This window comes from Streptomyces sichuanensis (assembly GCF_020328095.1).
GTDB lineage: Bacteria > Actinomycetota > Actinomycetes > Streptomycetales > Streptomycetaceae > Streptomyces > Streptomyces cinnamoneus.
Genome location: NZ_JAIXMK010000128.1, coordinates 17,548 through 31,320, shown reverse-complemented (window position 1 = coordinate 31,320; position 13,773 = coordinate 17,548). Strand labels below are relative to the sequence as shown.

Annotated in this window: 16 protein-coding genes, 1 tRNA gene and 1 riboswitch; of the genes, 6 read left to right on the top strand and 11 right to left on the bottom strand. The window is 71.9% G+C overall.

The annotated features are described in order from the left end of the window. The coding region (locus tag LE181_RS27085) for an SGNH/GDSL hydrolase family protein (RefSeq protein ID WP_225664131.1) at positions 1-1,214 on the top strand (1,214 nt) is incomplete at its 5' end. 16 nt (positions 1,215-1,230) lie between these two features. Here the strand turns inward: LE181_RS27085 and LE181_RS27080 are convergent. From LE181_RS27080 to LE181_RS27065, 4 genes are all read right to left on the bottom strand, one after another. Then, positions 1,231-1,959, bottom strand: coding sequence for a DUF1707 SHOCT-like domain-containing protein (locus tag LE181_RS27080; protein WP_225664130.1), 729 nt, complete (start codon positions 1,957-1,959; stop codon positions 1,231-1,233). Between the two features lie 54 nt (positions 1,960-2,013). After that, positions 2,014-3,114, bottom strand: a complete 1,101-nt coding sequence (locus tag LE181_RS27075) for an ABC transporter ATP-binding protein (protein WP_372458510.1) — start codon at positions 3,112-3,114, stop codon at positions 2,014-2,016. Then, positions 3,012-3,776, bottom strand: coding sequence for an ABC transporter permease (locus LE181_RS27070; protein WP_225664133.1), 765 nt, complete (start codon positions 3,774-3,776; stop codon positions 3,012-3,014). The genes LE181_RS27075 and LE181_RS27070 overlap by 103 nt, the downstream gene beginning before the upstream one ends. Before the next feature lie 64 nt (positions 3,777-3,840). Further along, positions 3,841-4,644, bottom strand: a complete 804-nt coding sequence (locus tag LE181_RS27065) for an ABC transporter permease (protein WP_225664128.1) — start codon at positions 4,642-4,644, stop codon at positions 3,841-3,843. Positions 4,645-4,954: 310 nt separating this feature from the next. Here LE181_RS27065 and LE181_RS27060 point away from each other — a divergent pair, with 310 nt between their 5' ends. Further along, positions 4,955-7,300 (top strand): transglycosylase domain-containing protein, encoded by a 2,346-nt coding sequence (locus LE181_RS27060; RefSeq protein WP_225664127.1) that lies wholly within the window; start codon positions 4,955-4,957, stop codon positions 7,298-7,300. Positions 7,301-7,327: 27 nt separating this feature from the next. Here the strand turns inward: LE181_RS27060 and LE181_RS27055 are convergent, their stop codons facing one another. The 3 genes from LE181_RS27055 to LE181_RS27045 all read right to left on the bottom strand — a co-directional run bounded on the left by LE181_RS27055 (position 7,328) and on the right by LE181_RS27045 (position 8,519). Beyond that, positions 7,328-7,648, bottom strand: a complete 321-nt coding sequence (locus LE181_RS27055) for a DMT family transporter (protein ID WP_225664126.1) — start codon at positions 7,646-7,648, stop codon at positions 7,328-7,330. Between the two features lie 32 nt (positions 7,649-7,680). Beyond that, a riboswitch (guanidine-III (ykkC-III) riboswitch) is annotated at positions 7,681-7,746 on the bottom strand. A 46-nt stretch (positions 7,747-7,792) separates the two neighbouring features. Further along, positions 7,793-8,095 (bottom strand): GroES family chaperonin, encoded by a 303-nt coding sequence (locus LE181_RS27050; protein WP_048831771.1) that lies wholly within the window; start codon positions 8,093-8,095, stop codon positions 7,793-7,795. A gap of 85 nt (positions 8,096-8,180) precedes the next feature. Then, positions 8,181-8,519, bottom strand: a complete 339-nt coding sequence (locus LE181_RS27045; RefSeq protein WP_225664125.1) for a DUF3618 domain-containing protein — start codon at positions 8,517-8,519, stop codon at positions 8,181-8,183. Between the two features lie 144 nt (positions 8,520-8,663). Here LE181_RS27045 and bcp point away from each other — a divergent pair, with 144 nt between their 5' ends. Next, a complete protein-coding gene (gene bcp / locus LE181_RS27040; RefSeq protein WP_225664124.1) occupies positions 8,664-9,131 on the top strand; it encodes a thioredoxin-dependent thiol peroxidase in 468 nt (155 codons plus the stop codon). Here the strand turns inward: bcp and LE181_RS27035 are convergent. Together LE181_RS27035 and LE181_RS27030 are read right to left on the bottom strand one after the other, a co-directional pair. After that, positions 9,112-10,386, bottom strand: a complete 1,275-nt coding sequence (locus LE181_RS27035) for a sensor histidine kinase (RefSeq protein WP_225664123.1) — start codon at positions 10,384-10,386, stop codon at positions 9,112-9,114. The genes bcp and LE181_RS27035 overlap by 20 nt on opposite strands. Beyond that, on the bottom strand, positions 10,386-10,916 hold the full coding sequence (locus LE181_RS27030; protein WP_225664122.1) for a hypothetical protein: 531 nt from the start codon (positions 10,914-10,916) through the stop codon (positions 10,386-10,388). The genes LE181_RS27035 and LE181_RS27030 overlap by 1 nt, the downstream gene beginning before the upstream one ends. Before the next feature lie 191 nt (positions 10,917-11,107). Between LE181_RS27030 and LE181_RS27025 the strand changes: the two genes are divergently transcribed. From LE181_RS27025 to LE181_RS27015, 3 genes are all read left to right on the top strand, one after another. Continuing rightward, positions 11,108-11,788: an HNH endonuclease signature motif containing protein gene (locus LE181_RS27025; RefSeq protein WP_225664121.1), complete on the top strand. Its 681-nt coding sequence runs from the start codon at positions 11,108-11,110 to the stop codon at positions 11,786-11,788. 509 nt (positions 11,789-12,297) lie between these two features. Beyond that, positions 12,298-12,456 (top strand): HNH endonuclease, encoded by a 159-nt coding sequence (locus LE181_RS32530; RefSeq protein ID WP_308103461.1) that lies wholly within the window; start codon positions 12,298-12,300, stop codon positions 12,454-12,456. 47 nt (positions 12,457-12,503) lie between these two features. Continuing rightward, positions 12,504-12,578: transfer RNA gene (locus tag LE181_RS27015), tRNA-Leu, on the top strand. 44 nt (positions 12,579-12,622) lie between these two features. On the opposite strand, the gene rdgB is transcribed toward LE181_RS27015, so the two are convergent. Further along, positions 12,623-13,225: an RdgB/HAM1 family non-canonical purine NTP pyrophosphatase gene (gene rdgB, locus LE181_RS27010; protein WP_225664119.1), complete on the bottom strand. Its 603-nt coding sequence runs from the start codon at positions 13,223-13,225 to the stop codon at positions 12,623-12,625. Positions 13,226-13,316: 91 nt separating this feature from the next. Beyond that, positions 13,317-13,700, bottom strand: coding sequence for a hypothetical protein (locus tag LE181_RS27005; protein ID WP_225664118.1), 384 nt, complete (start codon positions 13,698-13,700; stop codon positions 13,317-13,319). Positions 13,701-13,773: the final 73 nt, after the last annotated feature.

The following is a 13,773-nucleotide window of genomic DNA, read 5'->3' as shown; positions in this document are numbered from 1 at the left end:
GGAGCGCGGGCGGGCCGCACGAGCCGCCGCGCTCGGCCGCCCCGGCGGCGTCCGGCAGCTGGGCGGGGGCCTGGTCCGCGTCGCCGGCCGCGGCCGAGCCGAACAGCGGGCGTGGTTTCGCGGGCCGGTCTCTCCGCAACGTCGTGCACACCACCCTCGCCGGCAGCAGGGCCCGCATCACGCTCTCCAACCTCTTCGGCGACCGGCCGCTCACCATCGGCCACGCCTCGCTCGCCGTCGCCGCGGCGGGCGGCCCGGCCGCCGTGCCCGGCAGCATGCGGGTGCTGCTGTTCGGCGGGCGCCCCATGGTGACGATCCCGGCCGGCCGGGCGGCGGTCAGCGATCCGGTGCACCTGGCCGTCGGGCACGGCGCGGACCTGCTGGTCACCACGTACTCCCCCACGCCCTCCGGCCCGGTGACCTACCACCCGCACGCCCGCCAGGTCTCCTACCTCGCGCAGGGCGACCGCACCGAGGACACCGGCGGCGCCCCGTACACCGCACGCACCGCCTCCTGGCGTTACGTGAGCGCCGTCGACGTGTGGAGCAGCGACGCGCAGGGCTCGGTCGTGGTGCTGGGCGACTCCATCACCGACGGCGTCTCCTCGACCGTGGGCGCCAACCGCCGCTGGACCGACTTCCTGGCCCGCCGCCTGCGCTCCGAGCCCGGCGCGCCCCGCTACGGCGTGCTGAACCAGGGCATCAGCGGCAACCGCGTCCTGCTCGGCGGGGTGGGCGCCTTCCCCCGCAACAACCCCAGCGGTCTGGAGCGCTTCGACCGCGACGTGCTCTCGCGTACGGGCGTGCGGGCCGTCGTCGTCGAGCTCGGCGTCAACGACATCATGCGCCGCCCCCGGCAGACCGACCCGGCACGGATCACGGCGGGGTTGCGCGAGCTGGTGGCGCGGGCGCACGCGCGCGGGCTGCGGGTGATCGGGGCGACGCTGGCGCCGTTCGGCGGGCGCGTGGGCCTCGGGCCGGAGCAGGAGCGCGTCCGGCAGGGCGTCAACGCCGAGATCCGCGCCGGGGGCGTCTTCGACGGCGTCGTCGACTTCGACGTGGCGCTGCGCGACCCGGCCTCCCCGCAGCGGCTCCTGCCGGCGTACGACTGCGGCGACCACCTCCATCCCAGTGACGCCGGCTACCGGGCGATGGCGGACGCCCTCGACCTCGGCCTGCTCAAGGGTGACCGGCCGGCGGCACAGCAGCTCTGAGCGGCCCGCCGCGTGCTCAGCGCAGCTCCTTGCCGCCGCCCCCGCCGCTTCCGTTGCCTCCGTCGCCGCGGTCGCCGCGGTCGCCGCGGCGCTCCTCGCGGTCGAGCCTGCGCTGCTCGCGCCGCTCCTCCCGCAGCCGCTTGCGCTCGGCCCGGGTCACCTTGCGGTCGACGCCGACCCCGCCCCAGAACGCGAAGCCGGTCACGTGCACGGTGGGCGAGCCGGGGGTGCCCGGGCCGGTGGCCTTGTCGTCGAAGCCGCCCATGATGCCGACGCCGCCGACCTGCACGTCCAGTTCCGGCGGCACGATGACCTGCATCCCGCCCATGACGGCGATGCAGCGCACGACGACCTCGCGGTCCTCGAAGCGCGCCTCGCGCAGGTCGATCTCCCCGCCGCCCCAGAAGACGAAGGCCGTGAAGACGCGGGGCACCGTCCAGCCGCCGCGCCGCTGGAATCCGCCCATGATGCCGACGGCTCCCTTGGACGTGGGCCGGCCGCCGATCCGCGCCGCCCACTCGTCGCCGGCCGCGGCCGGGGCGGAGGCCGCCGCTCCCGAGGGCACCGGCAGGTCCCGGACGAGCGGTTCCAGCTCGGCGTGCGTACGGGCCTTGTACGCGGCTTCCAGCCGCTCCTCGAACTCCTCCATGTCCAACCGGCCCTCGGCGACCGCCTCGCGCAGCGCCTCGGCGACCCGCTCGCGCTCCGCGTCGGAGGCCCGCATCTCAGGAAGTTCGCTCGTCATGCCGGACAGCCTAGAGCGCCCGGGCCACCAGGCCCACGGCCCTGCTCCCGGCCGCTACAACGCCTTCCGGTCCGCGTACATCTTCGCGATGACCTCCTCGATGTCCGGCTCGCGCACGGACAGGTCGACCAGCGGGTAGCGGGCGGCCACGCCCGCCACGATGGGGGCCGCGCTCTGCGTGGCGGCGAACGCCAGCCACTGCCGGGGCCCTTCGACCTTCACGGGACGCGCGCCGGGCACGTCCGTGATGGGCGGAAGCTCGCGCTCCAGGTCGATGACGAGCATGCGCTCGCTCTCGCCCACCGCATGCAGGCCGTCCAGCCCGCCGTCGTAGACGAGCCGCCCGTGGTCGATGACCATCACGCGCTTGCACAGTTGCTCGATGTCGGTCAGGTCGTGCGTGGTGAGCAGGACCGTCGTCCCCCGCTCGGCGTTGACGTCCCGCAGGAGCTCCCGCACCTTCGCCTTGCTGACGACGTCCAGGCCGATCGTCGGCTCGTCCAGGTAGAGCACCTCGGGATCGTGCAGCAGGGCCGCCGCGATGTCCCCACGCATGCGCTGCCCCAGCGACAGCTGCCGCACGGGCACGTCCAGCAGCTCGCCGAGGTCGAGCAGCTCGACGCAGCGTTCGAGGTTGGCGCGGTAACGGGCGTCCGGGATGCGGTACATGCGGCGCACCAGCCCGTAGGAGTCGCGCAGCGGCAGGTCCCACCACAGGGTGGTGCGCTGCCCGAAGACCACGCCGATGCGGCGCGCCAGCCGCGTGCGGTCGCGGGCCGGGTCGATGCCCGCGACCCGCAGCCGGCCGCCGCTGGGCACGAGGATCCCGGTCAGCATCTTGATGGTCGTCGACTTGCCCGCTCCGTTGGGCCCGATGTAACCGACCATCTCGCCGCGCGGGACGCGGAAGGAGATGCCGTCCACCGCCCGCACCTCGTGCCGTTCCCGGCGCAGGAACCCCGTCCTGCGGCGTACGTCGAAGACCTTCTCGACGCCGTCCAGCTCGATGAAGCCGTCCACCGTGCCCCGCCCCTCTCCGTCCACCGCGGTCGTCAACTCCCCGTGCTCCGGTAGCCCCGCAGCCCCGCCCGCCACGCCACGCCGGCCAGCGCGCAGCACACCAGCGCGACGAGCGGCGAGGCGAAGTCCACCCATCCCGGCAGCCCCAGCGGATCGTCCCTGCCGAGGATCCGCAGCGCGGGCAGCCAGTTGACGAAGGCCAGCGGCACGACGAACGTGACGCCCCGCACGAGCTCCGTGGCGAAGACCGTCGGGGGGTACTGCAGCATGGTCGTGCCGCCGTAGGTGAAGGCGTTCTGCACCTCGGAGGCGTCCTGGGCCCGGAACTGGAACGCCGCGCCCGCCACGAACACCGCACCGAAGATCACCGCTCCGCTGATCAGCATCATGGGCAGGAGCAGCAGCGTCACCGGCGTCCAGTGCACGTCCAGCCGGTACAGCGCCCAGCACAGCAGCAGCACGCCCTGGCTGACGCGGCCCAGCCGGCGCAGCGCGAAGCGGTCGGCCGCGACCTGCGCCAGGACGGGCACGGGCCGCACGAGCAGGGTGTCCATCGTGCCGTCGCGCACGCGGCGGCCGACGCGGTCCATGTTGCCGAGCACGAGGTCCGCCAGGCCGAAGGAGGTGCTCGTGGTGCCGTAGAGCAGGGCGACCTCGGGCAGGGTGAAGCCGCCGAGGGTGTCGATGTGCGTGAACATGATGGCGATGCCGACGAAGTCCAGCGCGGTCACGGCGAAGTTGCCGAGGGCCATCATGACGAAGGACGCGCGGTAGGCCATCGTCGACCGCACCCACATTCCGACGATCAGGCCATAGGCGTGCACGCCCTCGCCCGCGCGACGGAGCACACCGGCCGGTGCGTCAGCCACCCTGGACCACCACCTTCCGTGTGGCCACCGCCTGCACCGACCGCCCGGCCGCCAGCAGGAGCACCGCCCACATCGCCTGGAACCCCAGCGCCTCCGCCACGCCCCCCGCGCCACCGTGGCGGCCCAGCAGCACGTCCGCGGGGACCTGCAGCATCGCCGCCCACGGCAGCATCCGCACGATCTCGCCGAAAGTTCCCGGGAAGACGGCGAGCGGCAGCAGCGTCCCCGTGAAGAAGATGGACAGCAGGCCGTTCAGCGTGTTGACGCCCGAGCCGTCCAGCAGCCAGAAGGCGCACAGCGCCACCAGATAGCGCAGCCCGAAGCCCACGACGACGCCCAGCAGCACCGACAGCAGGAACACCAGCCACGTCAACGCGTCGCCGGGGAGGTCGAGTTCGAAGCACAGGGCGCCGACGGTCAGTGGCACCACGCCCCGGCCCAGCAGCTGGAACGCCGCCCGGCCCAGGTCGTTCGCCAGCCACCACAGTTGCAGGTCGGCCGGCCGGTAGAGGTCGACGGCGATGTCCCCGGTGCGGATCCGCTCCTGCAGCTCCTCCTGGAAGCCCCCGCCGATCAGACACGCCGCGCCCAGCAGCGCCTGGGTGACCCACACGAACGTCAGCGCCTGCGCCTGGTCGTAGCCGCCCAGATGGGGACGTTCGTTCCACAGGGCAATGAAGGTGTACGCGACGATGAAGCCGAACACCGTATTGGTGAAGACACCCGCCGCCGTGGCCACCCGGTAGGTCGCGTACCGCCGGAAGCCGCTCACCGCGACGGCCGCGTACAGCCGCACCCGCCCCACCCCCCGTCCTGTCGAACCGCCTTGACCACCGCACCCCCACCGCCGTCCCCACCGCGCCCCGAAGCGCAGGGGAGCCTAGCCGCACGCCTCGGCCGGGAACCACGGATTTTCACCCCTTGGAGTGGTCCGCCTGGCCCGAACGGTCCTTACGGAGCTGTTCAAAGGTGCGCTACGCCCTTCTGCCGGAACGCATGATGCGACAGTGTCTTCCGGGGCCACGACGCAGGTCGGAACCGCCCGACACGACACCGCTCCGCCGCGGCCGCACAACCCCGGCGGCGGCCGAGGAGTCCCAGGAGACATGAGCGACGAGCAGTCACAGCAGCGGCGTCCCGCTGGTGGCGGCCACGCGCCGCCGGGCTGGGCGCCGAGGTCCACCGGCGCGTCCGCCGGCGCGCGCCGGGCTCCTGGCGCCCGCACCGCGGGCGGCCCCGGCCGGCCCGGCCGCCCGCGGCGCACGGGCTGGCGCCGGCTCGTACCCACCTGGCGCATGGTCCTCGGCGGCTTCCTGCTGGCCGTCCTGGTCGTCGTCGGCGCCCTGGTCGCCGGCTACATGCTGGTCGACATCCCCCCGGCCAACAAGGCCGCCACCGCCGAGAGCAACGTCTTCCTCTACGCCGACGGCACCATCCTCGCCCGCGACGGCGAGGTCAACCGCGAGAGCGTGCCCCTGAGCAAGGTCCCCCGGGACGTCCAGCACGCCGTCCTGGCCGCCGAGGACCGCGACTTCTACTCGGAGTCCGCCGTCAATCCCGAGGCGATGCTGCGCGCCGCCTGGAACACCGCCACCGGCAAGGGCAAGCAGTCCGGCTCCACCATCACCCAGCAGTACGTCAAGAACTACTACCTGGGCCAGGAACAGACCATCAGCCGCAAGGTGAAGGAATTCTTCATCGCCATCAAGCTGGACCGCGAGGAGAGCAAGAACGACATCCTGGAGGGCTACCTCAACACCAGCTACTTCGGCCGCAACGCCTACGGCATCCAGGCCGCCTCCCAGGCGTACTACGGCAAGGACTCCGACAAGCTCACCGCCGCCGAGGGCGCCTACCTCGCCACCCTCCTCAACGCCCCCAGCGCCTACGACGTCGGCGCCCACCCCGAGAACAGACAACGCGCCCTGGCCCGCTGGAACTACGTCCTCGACGGCATGGTGAAGAAGAAGTGGCTCGGCACCACCGAGCGCGCCGAGATGCAGTTCCCCGCCCCCGGCAAGGCCAAGCCGCGGCTGAGCATGTCCGGGCAGCGCGGCTACCTCGTCGAGGCCGTCAAGGACTACCTCACCGGCAACAAGATCGTCGACGAGACGACCCTGGCCACCGGCGGCTACCGCATCGTCACCACCATCGACCGCAAGAAACAGGACGCCTTCGTCAACGCCGTGCAGCACCAGCTGATGGACGACCTCAGCGACGACCGCAAGGCCGACCGGTACGTGCGCGCCGGAGGCGCCTCCATCGACCCCAGGACCGGCAAGGTCGTCGCCATGTACGGCGGCATCGACTACACCCGGCAGTACGTCAACAACGCCACCCGCCGCGACTACCAAGTCGGCTCCACCTTCAAGCCGTTCGTCTTCACCTCGGCCGTCGACAACGACTCCACCACCCAGGACGGCCGCACCATCACGCCCAACACCCTCTACGACGGCACCAACAGACGCCCGGTGCAGGGCCCGGACGGACCCGTGGGCTACGCCCCCGAGAACGAGGACGGCTACTCCAACCCCCGCATCACCGTCACCAAGGCCACCGACCTGTCCGTCAACTCCGTCTACGCACAGATGGCCCAGGACGTCGGCCCCGCCAAGGTCAAGCAGACCGCCATCGCGCTCGGCGTCCCCGCGGACACCCCCGACCTGACCGCCACGCCCTCCATCGCCCTGGGCCCGGCCACCGCCAGCGTCCTGGACATGACCCAGGCGTACGCGACGCTCGCCAACCACGGCCGGCACGGCCCGTACACGCTCGTCGAGAAGGTCTCCAAGGCCACCGAGGACGTGCAACTGCCCGACGCCTCCGAGAAGAAGCAGGTCGTCTCGCGCGCCGCCGCCGACACGACCACCTCGATCCTGCAGAGCGTCGTCGACAGCGGCACCGGCCGCCGGGCCCAGTCCGCGGGCCGGCCGGCGGCCGGCAAGACCGGCACGGCGGAGGAGGACAAGGCCGCCTGGTTCGCGGGCTACACCCCCGACCTGGCCACCGTCGTCGCCGTCATGGGCCAGGACCCCGACACCGGCGTCCAGAAGCCGCTGTACGGCGCCGCCGGGGAGCCCCGCATCAACGGCGGCGGCTACCCGGCGCAGATCTGGGGCGCCTACACCGCCGACGCGCTCGAAGGCACCGAGGCCACGGACTTCGACCTGGAGCTGCAGAGCGGCGCGGGGACCCCGATGCTGGAACCCACCCCGACCGCCACGGTGCCCCCGTCCCCCACGGGCACCCCGTCGCTCCCGGCCCCGCCGACCGCCCCGCCGACGAGCTTCGGCCCGCCCGAGCCGCCGACGATCCCGGAACCGCCGGCCACCCCGCCGGGCTTCCCCACGCCCCGCCTGCCCACCTTCGGGCCGGGAGGCCCGGGCGAGGACAAGGAACACCACTCCGCCGACCGCCACGGCGGCGGGGACCTGCTGGGATACGAATACTGAGGCGACCGCGGAGACGCCCCGGCCGCGTCAGTGGCCGGACGTCGCCTTCAGGCCGACCACGGCCACGAGCAGCAACACGATGAAGAAGATCCGCGCGGCGGTCACCGGCTCGCCCAGCAGCGTCATGCCGAGCACCGCCGCACCGGCCGCGCCGATGCCCACCCACACCCCGTACGCGGTGCCGATGGGCAGCGTCCGCGCCGCCTGCGCCAGGAGCACCATGCTGGCCACGATGCCCGCGACCGTGGCCACGCTGGGCCACAGCCGCGTGAAACCGTCGGTGAACTTCATGCCGACCGACCAGCCGACCTCCAGCAGACCGGCGACAGCGAGCAGGACCCATGCCATGACGACACCTCCGAGGGAAACGACTCCAGGGGGGTGCGTCGTCTTGTCCTGACCCGGTACGGCGCGTCTCGTCGGGATGGGTACGACCGTAACAAAAGGGGGTGTAACACGCACATAAAGCGTGCGAAGCGCGTGCGGGACGCGTCAGAGGTACAGACCCGTGGAGTCCTCCGACCCCTCCAGCCGCTCCGCCGCCACCGCGTGCAGGTCGCGCTCGCGCATCAGGACGTACGCGACCCCGCGCACCTCCACCTCGGCCCGGTCCTCCGGGTCGTACAGCACCCGGTCACCCGGCTCGACCGTCCGCACGCTCTGACCGACCGCGACGACCTCGGCCCAGGCCAGCCGGCGGCCCACCGCCGCCGTCGCCGGAATGACGATGCCGCCGGTGGACCGGCGCTCGCCCTCGGGAATGTCCGTCCGCACCAGAACGCGGTCGTGGAGCATCCGGATGGGCAACTTGTCGTGGGTGGTGTTCGTACTCACGCCACGACCGTACCTGCCCGCGCGCGGGGGCGAGGCCACAGGGCCGCTACGACTTCCGGCCGCGGGCGTCCTTCGAGGACCTGCCGGAGGCGATCAGCAGCCCCACGACGCCCACCGCCACCATCGCCACCGGAACGATCCGCTCCAGCCGCGGCTCGCCGTCGGGGCCCACGAACCGCGAGCGCACCTCCGACACGACGCGGTTGGCCGCCACGTACGCGCGCCCCGCGGTCTGGTCCACCTTCGACGCCACCTTGGCCCTGGCGTCCCCGATGATCGTCGACGGGTGCATCCGCACCCCGATCTCGTCGAGCACTACGGCGAGCTCCTGCCGCCGGCGGGCGATGTCCGCCTCGATCTGCGCAGGTGTCCTGGCTTCCGCCACCGCGCTGCCTCCGTCTCGTCGATAAGAATGATGAAGAGTGATGACTACAGTCTGTCAGCTCCCCCGGCGAAGCGCCCCGCGGCACCCCCGATCCGCGACCTGGCTACGCTCGGGACACAACCGACGTCCCCACCGAGGAGAGCCATGAGCGAGCGACTGCAGCCCGGCGACACCGCCCCCGCCTTCACCCTGCCCGACGCGGACGGCAAGCAGGTCTCGCTCGCCGACCACAAGGGCCGCAAGGTCATCGTCTACTTCTACCCCGCCGCCCTCACCCCCGGCTGCACCAAGCAGGCGTGCGACTTCACCGACAACCTCGACTTCCTCGCCGGCCACGGCTACGACGTCATCGGCGTCTCCCCCGACAAGCCGGAGAAGCTCGCCAAGTTCCGCGAGAAGGAGACCCTGAAGGTCACCCTCGTCGGCGACCCCGAGAAGAAGGTCCTGGAGGCGTACGGCGCCTTCGGCGAGAAGAAGCTCTACGGCAAGACCGTCACCGGCGTCATCCGCTCCACCGTCGTCGTCGACGAGGACGGCAAGGTCGAGCGCGCCCTCTACAACGTCAAGGCCACCGGCCACGTCGCGAAGATCATCAAGGACCTGGGGCTGTAACGCGCCGCACCGGCGACGCCTCCTCGGGCACGTCCTCGGCCTCCGGCAGGTCGAGGACCGCCCGGGCACCCCCGCCGTCCGCCCGGCCGAACGACAGCCGCGCCCCCAGCACCGCCGCCTGACCCACCGCGATCGTCAGACCCAGACCGTGCCCCGTACCGCGCTCGGGCGCGGCCGTACGGAACCGACGCGGCCCCTGGTCCACCAGCCCCGGCGGGAAGCCGTCCCCGTGGTCCCGGATGACGATCCGGGTGCCCTCGACCGTCACCTCGATCGGCGGCCGGCCGTGCTTGGCCGCATTGGCCAGGATGTTCACCAGGATCCGCTCCACGCGACGGGCGTCGGTGGCCACGATCCGGCCCTCGCCGATCACCTCCACCGCCACGTCGTCCACCCCGCGCTGACCGCGCGCCCGCTTGACGATGCCCCGCACCAGCGACGGCAGCTCCACCTCGTCCAGCTGCGCGCTCTCCACCCCGGCGTCCAGCCGGGACACCTCCAGCAGGTCCTCCACCAGGGCCCGCATCGTCTGCGCCCGCTCCTGCACCATCTCCACCGCCCGCGGATGCGGCAGCAGCTCGGCCGAGGCCACCAGCCCCGCCACCGGCGTCCGCAGCTCGTGCGCCACGTCCGCGGTGAACTGCCGCTCCGCCGACACCCGGCCCGCCAGCGACGTCGCCATGTGGTGCACCGAGCGGCCCAGCTCCGCGACCTCGTCCCGGCCGGCGATGTCCAGCGCGTCCGCGTCCGGCGCCTCGCCCGCCGCGATCCGCCGCGCCGCCGCCGCGGACAGCCGCAGCCGCCGCGACAGGCTCTGCGCCACGAACCACGCCACCACCGCCATCAGCGCCACCGTCGCCCCACCCGCCACCACCAGCGCCTTGTCCAGCGCCGTCTGCAGCGGGTCACGGTCCGGGTACGACGCCGAGATCGACAGCACCTTGTCGTCCCCGACCCCCGTGGCCGCCCACACCCGCGGGTCCTCCCCGCCACTGATGTACGTGCCCGACTCACCCTTCGCCACCGCCTGCGACAGCGCGAACGGCAGCGTCGAGTCGTCCAGCTGGGCACCCAGCGCCAGGGTGCCGTCCCGCTGGTAGATCTGCAGCGCAGAGCTCAGCAGGCCGTCCTGGTACGCCATGGCCTGGCGGTCCCGCTCCAGGCCCGAGATGTGATGCACGGCCACGCCCAGGACCACGACGGCAAGGGCGGTGACGAAGGAGATCGCGAACGCGATCCGGCCACGGATACCCATCACGCGATCGGAAGAACCTCTCGGGACTCCCCCGCGGGGGTGGCTCCCACGTACCGGACCTCCAGCGCCGTGAAGGCCACGGCCCCGTCCACCTCGCGCGGCTGGAACAACCGCAGCCGCGCCGGGAACGACTTCCCCGCCGCCGCACCGGCCACGCCGCTCGACACCTGCACGACGCCGTTGCCGTCCGCGCCGTCCGCGGTGTACGCCTCCCAGCGGATGCCGCTCGCGACCCGCCCGGAGGTGTTGCAGTCCAGCGTGATGATGGTCGGCTCACGCACCGGCTCACCCATCCCGCAGTCCCGCACCCCCGGCAGCTCCCGGGCGTTCGAGCCCTCCAGCACCACCTGCGACTCCTGACCGGCGCCCGACTTCTGCGCCGCCGCCGTCTTCGGCGCCTTGTTCACTACGCTCGCCCGGTCCGTGGCGTCCCCAAGCCACACGCCGCCGGACACGAGCACGGACACGCCCAGGAAGATCGCCACCACGGTGCGCAGACCGGCACCACGGGCCACGGCACGGTCGGTCATCTGCTCTCTTCCTCGATCACGGGCGGATGTTGCACGTTCGGTCCTGTCCCATCCCCGCTCAGAGGGACGGTGAAAACGCCCGCCGCGTTCCCTTGCGGAGATACGTACATGTGTGGCGTAACCGATCAGGGATGCGGGTCGTTGCTCCGTTCGAGGCCCTCTGGGGAGGGGGCACGGGGCGGGAGGGAACCATGCCGGTCAGTCCGTACACGCGGGAGCGGCTCGCCGAAGCGGCGGAATCGTCGCGGACGCTGTCGGAGGCGCTGGGGAAGCTCGGGGTCGATCCGAAGAGCTCTACGCGGCGCTACGTCCACGGGCGGATGAAGTCGATGGGCATCGACACGTCGCACTTCGAACGCGAGGGGGCGCGCTGGACCAGGCAGATCCTCGAAAGCGCCGTCGCAGCGTCGTCGAACATGCACGACGTGCTGCGCCACCTGGGCCTTGAAGTCGTCGGCGGCCACCACACCCACATCAGCCGCCGTATCCGCGCATTCGGCATCGACACGTCGCACTTCGACAGCCGGGGCCGCTCCTCTCATGGCAGACGACAGCGCACGCCGGATGAACTGCTCGTAGAGCAGGGCCCCGCGCATGCGAGGCGGGAACAGAGCAGTCGCCTGAAGCGGGCCATGCTGGCGCTCGGCATCACCAATCGCTGCGCGCTCTGTGGCATCGAGCCGATGTGGCAAGGCCACCCGCTTCCTCTTGAGGTGGACCACCTCGACGGAGACTGGCGCAACAATCGCATCGACAATCTTCGACTTCTCTGCCCGAACTGCCACTCGACCACCGACACCTACCGCGGTCGGGGAAAGGCTCGGCGCGCCGCTGCCTCCCGAGGCTCATGCACTGGTGGCGAACAGCAGTGAGCAGCGGTACGCAGTACACGAGGGACCGGCTTGCCGAAGCGGCACAAAAGTGCACGAATATCCACGAGGTCATAGCCTTCTTCGGCACGCAGCCCTACGGACACCTTCCGCGGTACCTCTATCGGCGCTTCGAACACTTCGGGATCGACATCTCACACTTCACCCGGCGCCCGTACCGCAAGAACGGATCGAGACCGCCGTCGGGCGTACTGCAGGAGGCGGTTGCGCGATCCACATCCATCGCCGAGACACTGCGCAGGCTCGGCCAACGGGACACCACCAGTGGCCGCACAGCATTACGTCGGTGGGTAGCCGACGACGGGCTGTCGGCTTCGCACTTCTTGGGGCAGGCTCATCAGCGCGGAAAGCCGGGCCCGACCCCCAGGAAGACTCCACAGGAACTGCTCGTCAGACGCAATGGCGGACGCCGGGCGAAAACATCGCTGCTCCGCAGGGCGTTGAACGAGATCGGTGTGCCCGAAAGATGCGCAGGGTGCGGAACCGGTCCCATGTGGCAGGGCAAGCTCATGACGCTGGAGGTCGACCACATCAACGGCGACTGGTCCGACAACCGGCCGGAGAACCTTCGACTGCTCTGCCCCAACTGCCACGCGGTCACCAGTACCTGGTGCCGCGGTGGCAGGAACAGGACGGCTGCCTCGACCTGATCACCGGCCGTTGGCACTCGGAGGAGCGCGCCCAGTAGGCTATGTGCGGGGCCGTAGCCCAACTGGCAGGAGGCACCACTTTTAGGTAGTGGCCAGTGCGAGTTCGAATCTCGTCGGCCCCACGCTCAGGGCGTGACACCACTAGGTGTCACGCCCTTTTGCGATGTCAGCCCACGAGCTCCCGGACCACCGGCACCAGGCCCCGGAACGCCTTGCCGCGGTGGCTGATGGCGTTCTTCTCCTCCGGGGTCATCTCGGCGCAGGTGCGGGTCTCGCCCATCGGCTGGAGGATCGGGTCGTAGCCGAAGCCGCCCGAGCCCGAGGGCTCGTGCCGCAGGATGCCTTCCAGGCGGCCCTCGACCACGCGCTCCGTGCCGTCGGGCAGGGCCAGGGCCGCGGCGCAGGCGAAGTGGGCGCCGCGGTGTTCCTCGGCGATGTCGGAGAGCTGGGCCAGGAGCAGGTCGAGGTTGGCCTTGTCGTCGCCGTGGGTGCCGGCCCAGCGGGCGGAGAAGATGCCGGGGGCGCCGTTGAGGACGTCGACGCAGAGGCCGGAGTCGTCGGCGATCGCGGGCAGGCCGGTGGCCGAGGCCAGGGCGTGGGCCTTGAGGAGGGCGTTCTCGGCGAAGGTGACGCCGGTCTCCTTGACGTCGGGGATCTCGGGGTAGGCGTCGGCGCCCACGAGCTCGACGTCCAGGCCGGCGGCGGCGAGGATCGCATGGAGCTCGGTGACCTTGTTGGCGTTGCGGGTGGCGAGGATCAGGCGCTTCATGGCCCCGATTATCCCCGGGACCCGTCCGCCCCCCGTAGTGCCCGGGCCTCCCGGGGTCCGCCCTCCGCGAGGCGTCGCCCGGCCGCCCCGGCTACTTCGACGTGCAGACCTTGGTCAGCTCGCCCGCCGCGTCCTTGAGCGGGGTCAGGTCCGGCGTCGCACCCCGGCCGACCGCGTCGCGGGCGTTGGTGATGGCCTGCCGGAGGTGGTCGAGGGCCTTGCCGACGTCGGTGTTGTCCGTCTTGTCCTTGAGCTTCTTCGTGTCCTGGTCGAGCTGGTCGAGGACCTTGCCCGACCGGCCGGAGCCGTTCGCCGAGTCCGTCACGGCCTGCTGGAGGTCGTTGACGTCGTCGGTGATCTCCACGCCGAGGCGGGCGCAGTCGACGGCCTTCTGTGCGGCGGAGCAGCCCACCGCCGGCGGCAGGGCCAGCACGGCCAGGGCCGCGAGGGCGGGGACGTGACGGCGTGCGGGCATCGGCGGCCTTCCGGTGGGGCGGGCGGGGGTACGGTCCGGGCCGGGTGGGCCGGACCGTACCCTTCGTGAACGC

Excerpts from the sequence above, each read along its gene's own strand:
- LE181_RS27070 (WP_225664133.1), bottom strand. The coding sequence starts at position 3,776 with ATGTGGGTGCGGTCGACGATGGCCTACCGCGCGTCCTTCGTCATGATG.
- LE181_RS32530 (WP_308103461.1), top strand. The coding sequence starts at position 12,298 with ATGTGGCAGGGCAAGCTCATGACGCTGGAGGTCGACCACATCAACGGC.
- LE181_RS27080 (WP_225664130.1), bottom strand. The coding sequence starts at position 1,959 with ATGACGAGCGAACTTCCTGAGATGCGGGCCTCCGACGCGGAGCGCGAG.
- bcp (WP_225664124.1), top strand. The coding sequence starts at position 8,664 with ATGAGCGAGCGACTGCAGCCCGGCGACACCGCCCCCGCCTTCACCCTG.
- LE181_RS27005 (WP_225664118.1), bottom strand. The coding sequence starts at position 13,700 with ATGCCCGCACGCCGTCACGTCCCCGCCCTCGCGGCCCTGGCCGTGCTG.
- LE181_RS27025 (WP_225664121.1), top strand. The coding sequence starts at position 11,108 with ATGCCGGTCAGTCCGTACACGCGGGAGCGGCTCGCCGAAGCGGCGGAA.
- LE181_RS27060 (WP_225664127.1), top strand. The coding sequence starts at position 4,955 with ATGAGCGACGAGCAGTCACAGCAGCGGCGTCCCGCTGGTGGCGGCCAC.
- LE181_RS27055 (WP_225664126.1), bottom strand. The coding sequence starts at position 7,648 with ATGGCATGGGTCCTGCTCGCTGTCGCCGGTCTGCTGGAGGTCGGCTGG.
- LE181_RS27035 (WP_225664123.1), bottom strand. The coding sequence starts at position 10,386 with ATGGGTATCCGTGGCCGGATCGCGTTCGCGATCTCCTTCGTCACCGCC.
- LE181_RS27075 (WP_372458510.1), bottom strand. The coding sequence starts at position 3,114 with ATGGGTGGACTTCGCCTCGCCGCTCGTCGCGCTGGTGTGCTGCGCGCT.
- LE181_RS27030 (WP_225664122.1), bottom strand. The coding sequence starts at position 10,916 with ATGACCGACCGTGCCGTGGCCCGTGGTGCCGGTCTGCGCACCGTGGTG.
- rdgB (WP_225664119.1), bottom strand. The coding sequence starts at position 13,225 with ATGAAGCGCCTGATCCTCGCCACCCGCAACGCCAACAAGGTCACCGAG.
- LE181_RS27050 (WP_048831771.1), bottom strand. The coding sequence starts at position 8,095 with ATGCTCCACGACCGCGTTCTGGTGCGGACGGACATTCCCGAGGGCGAG.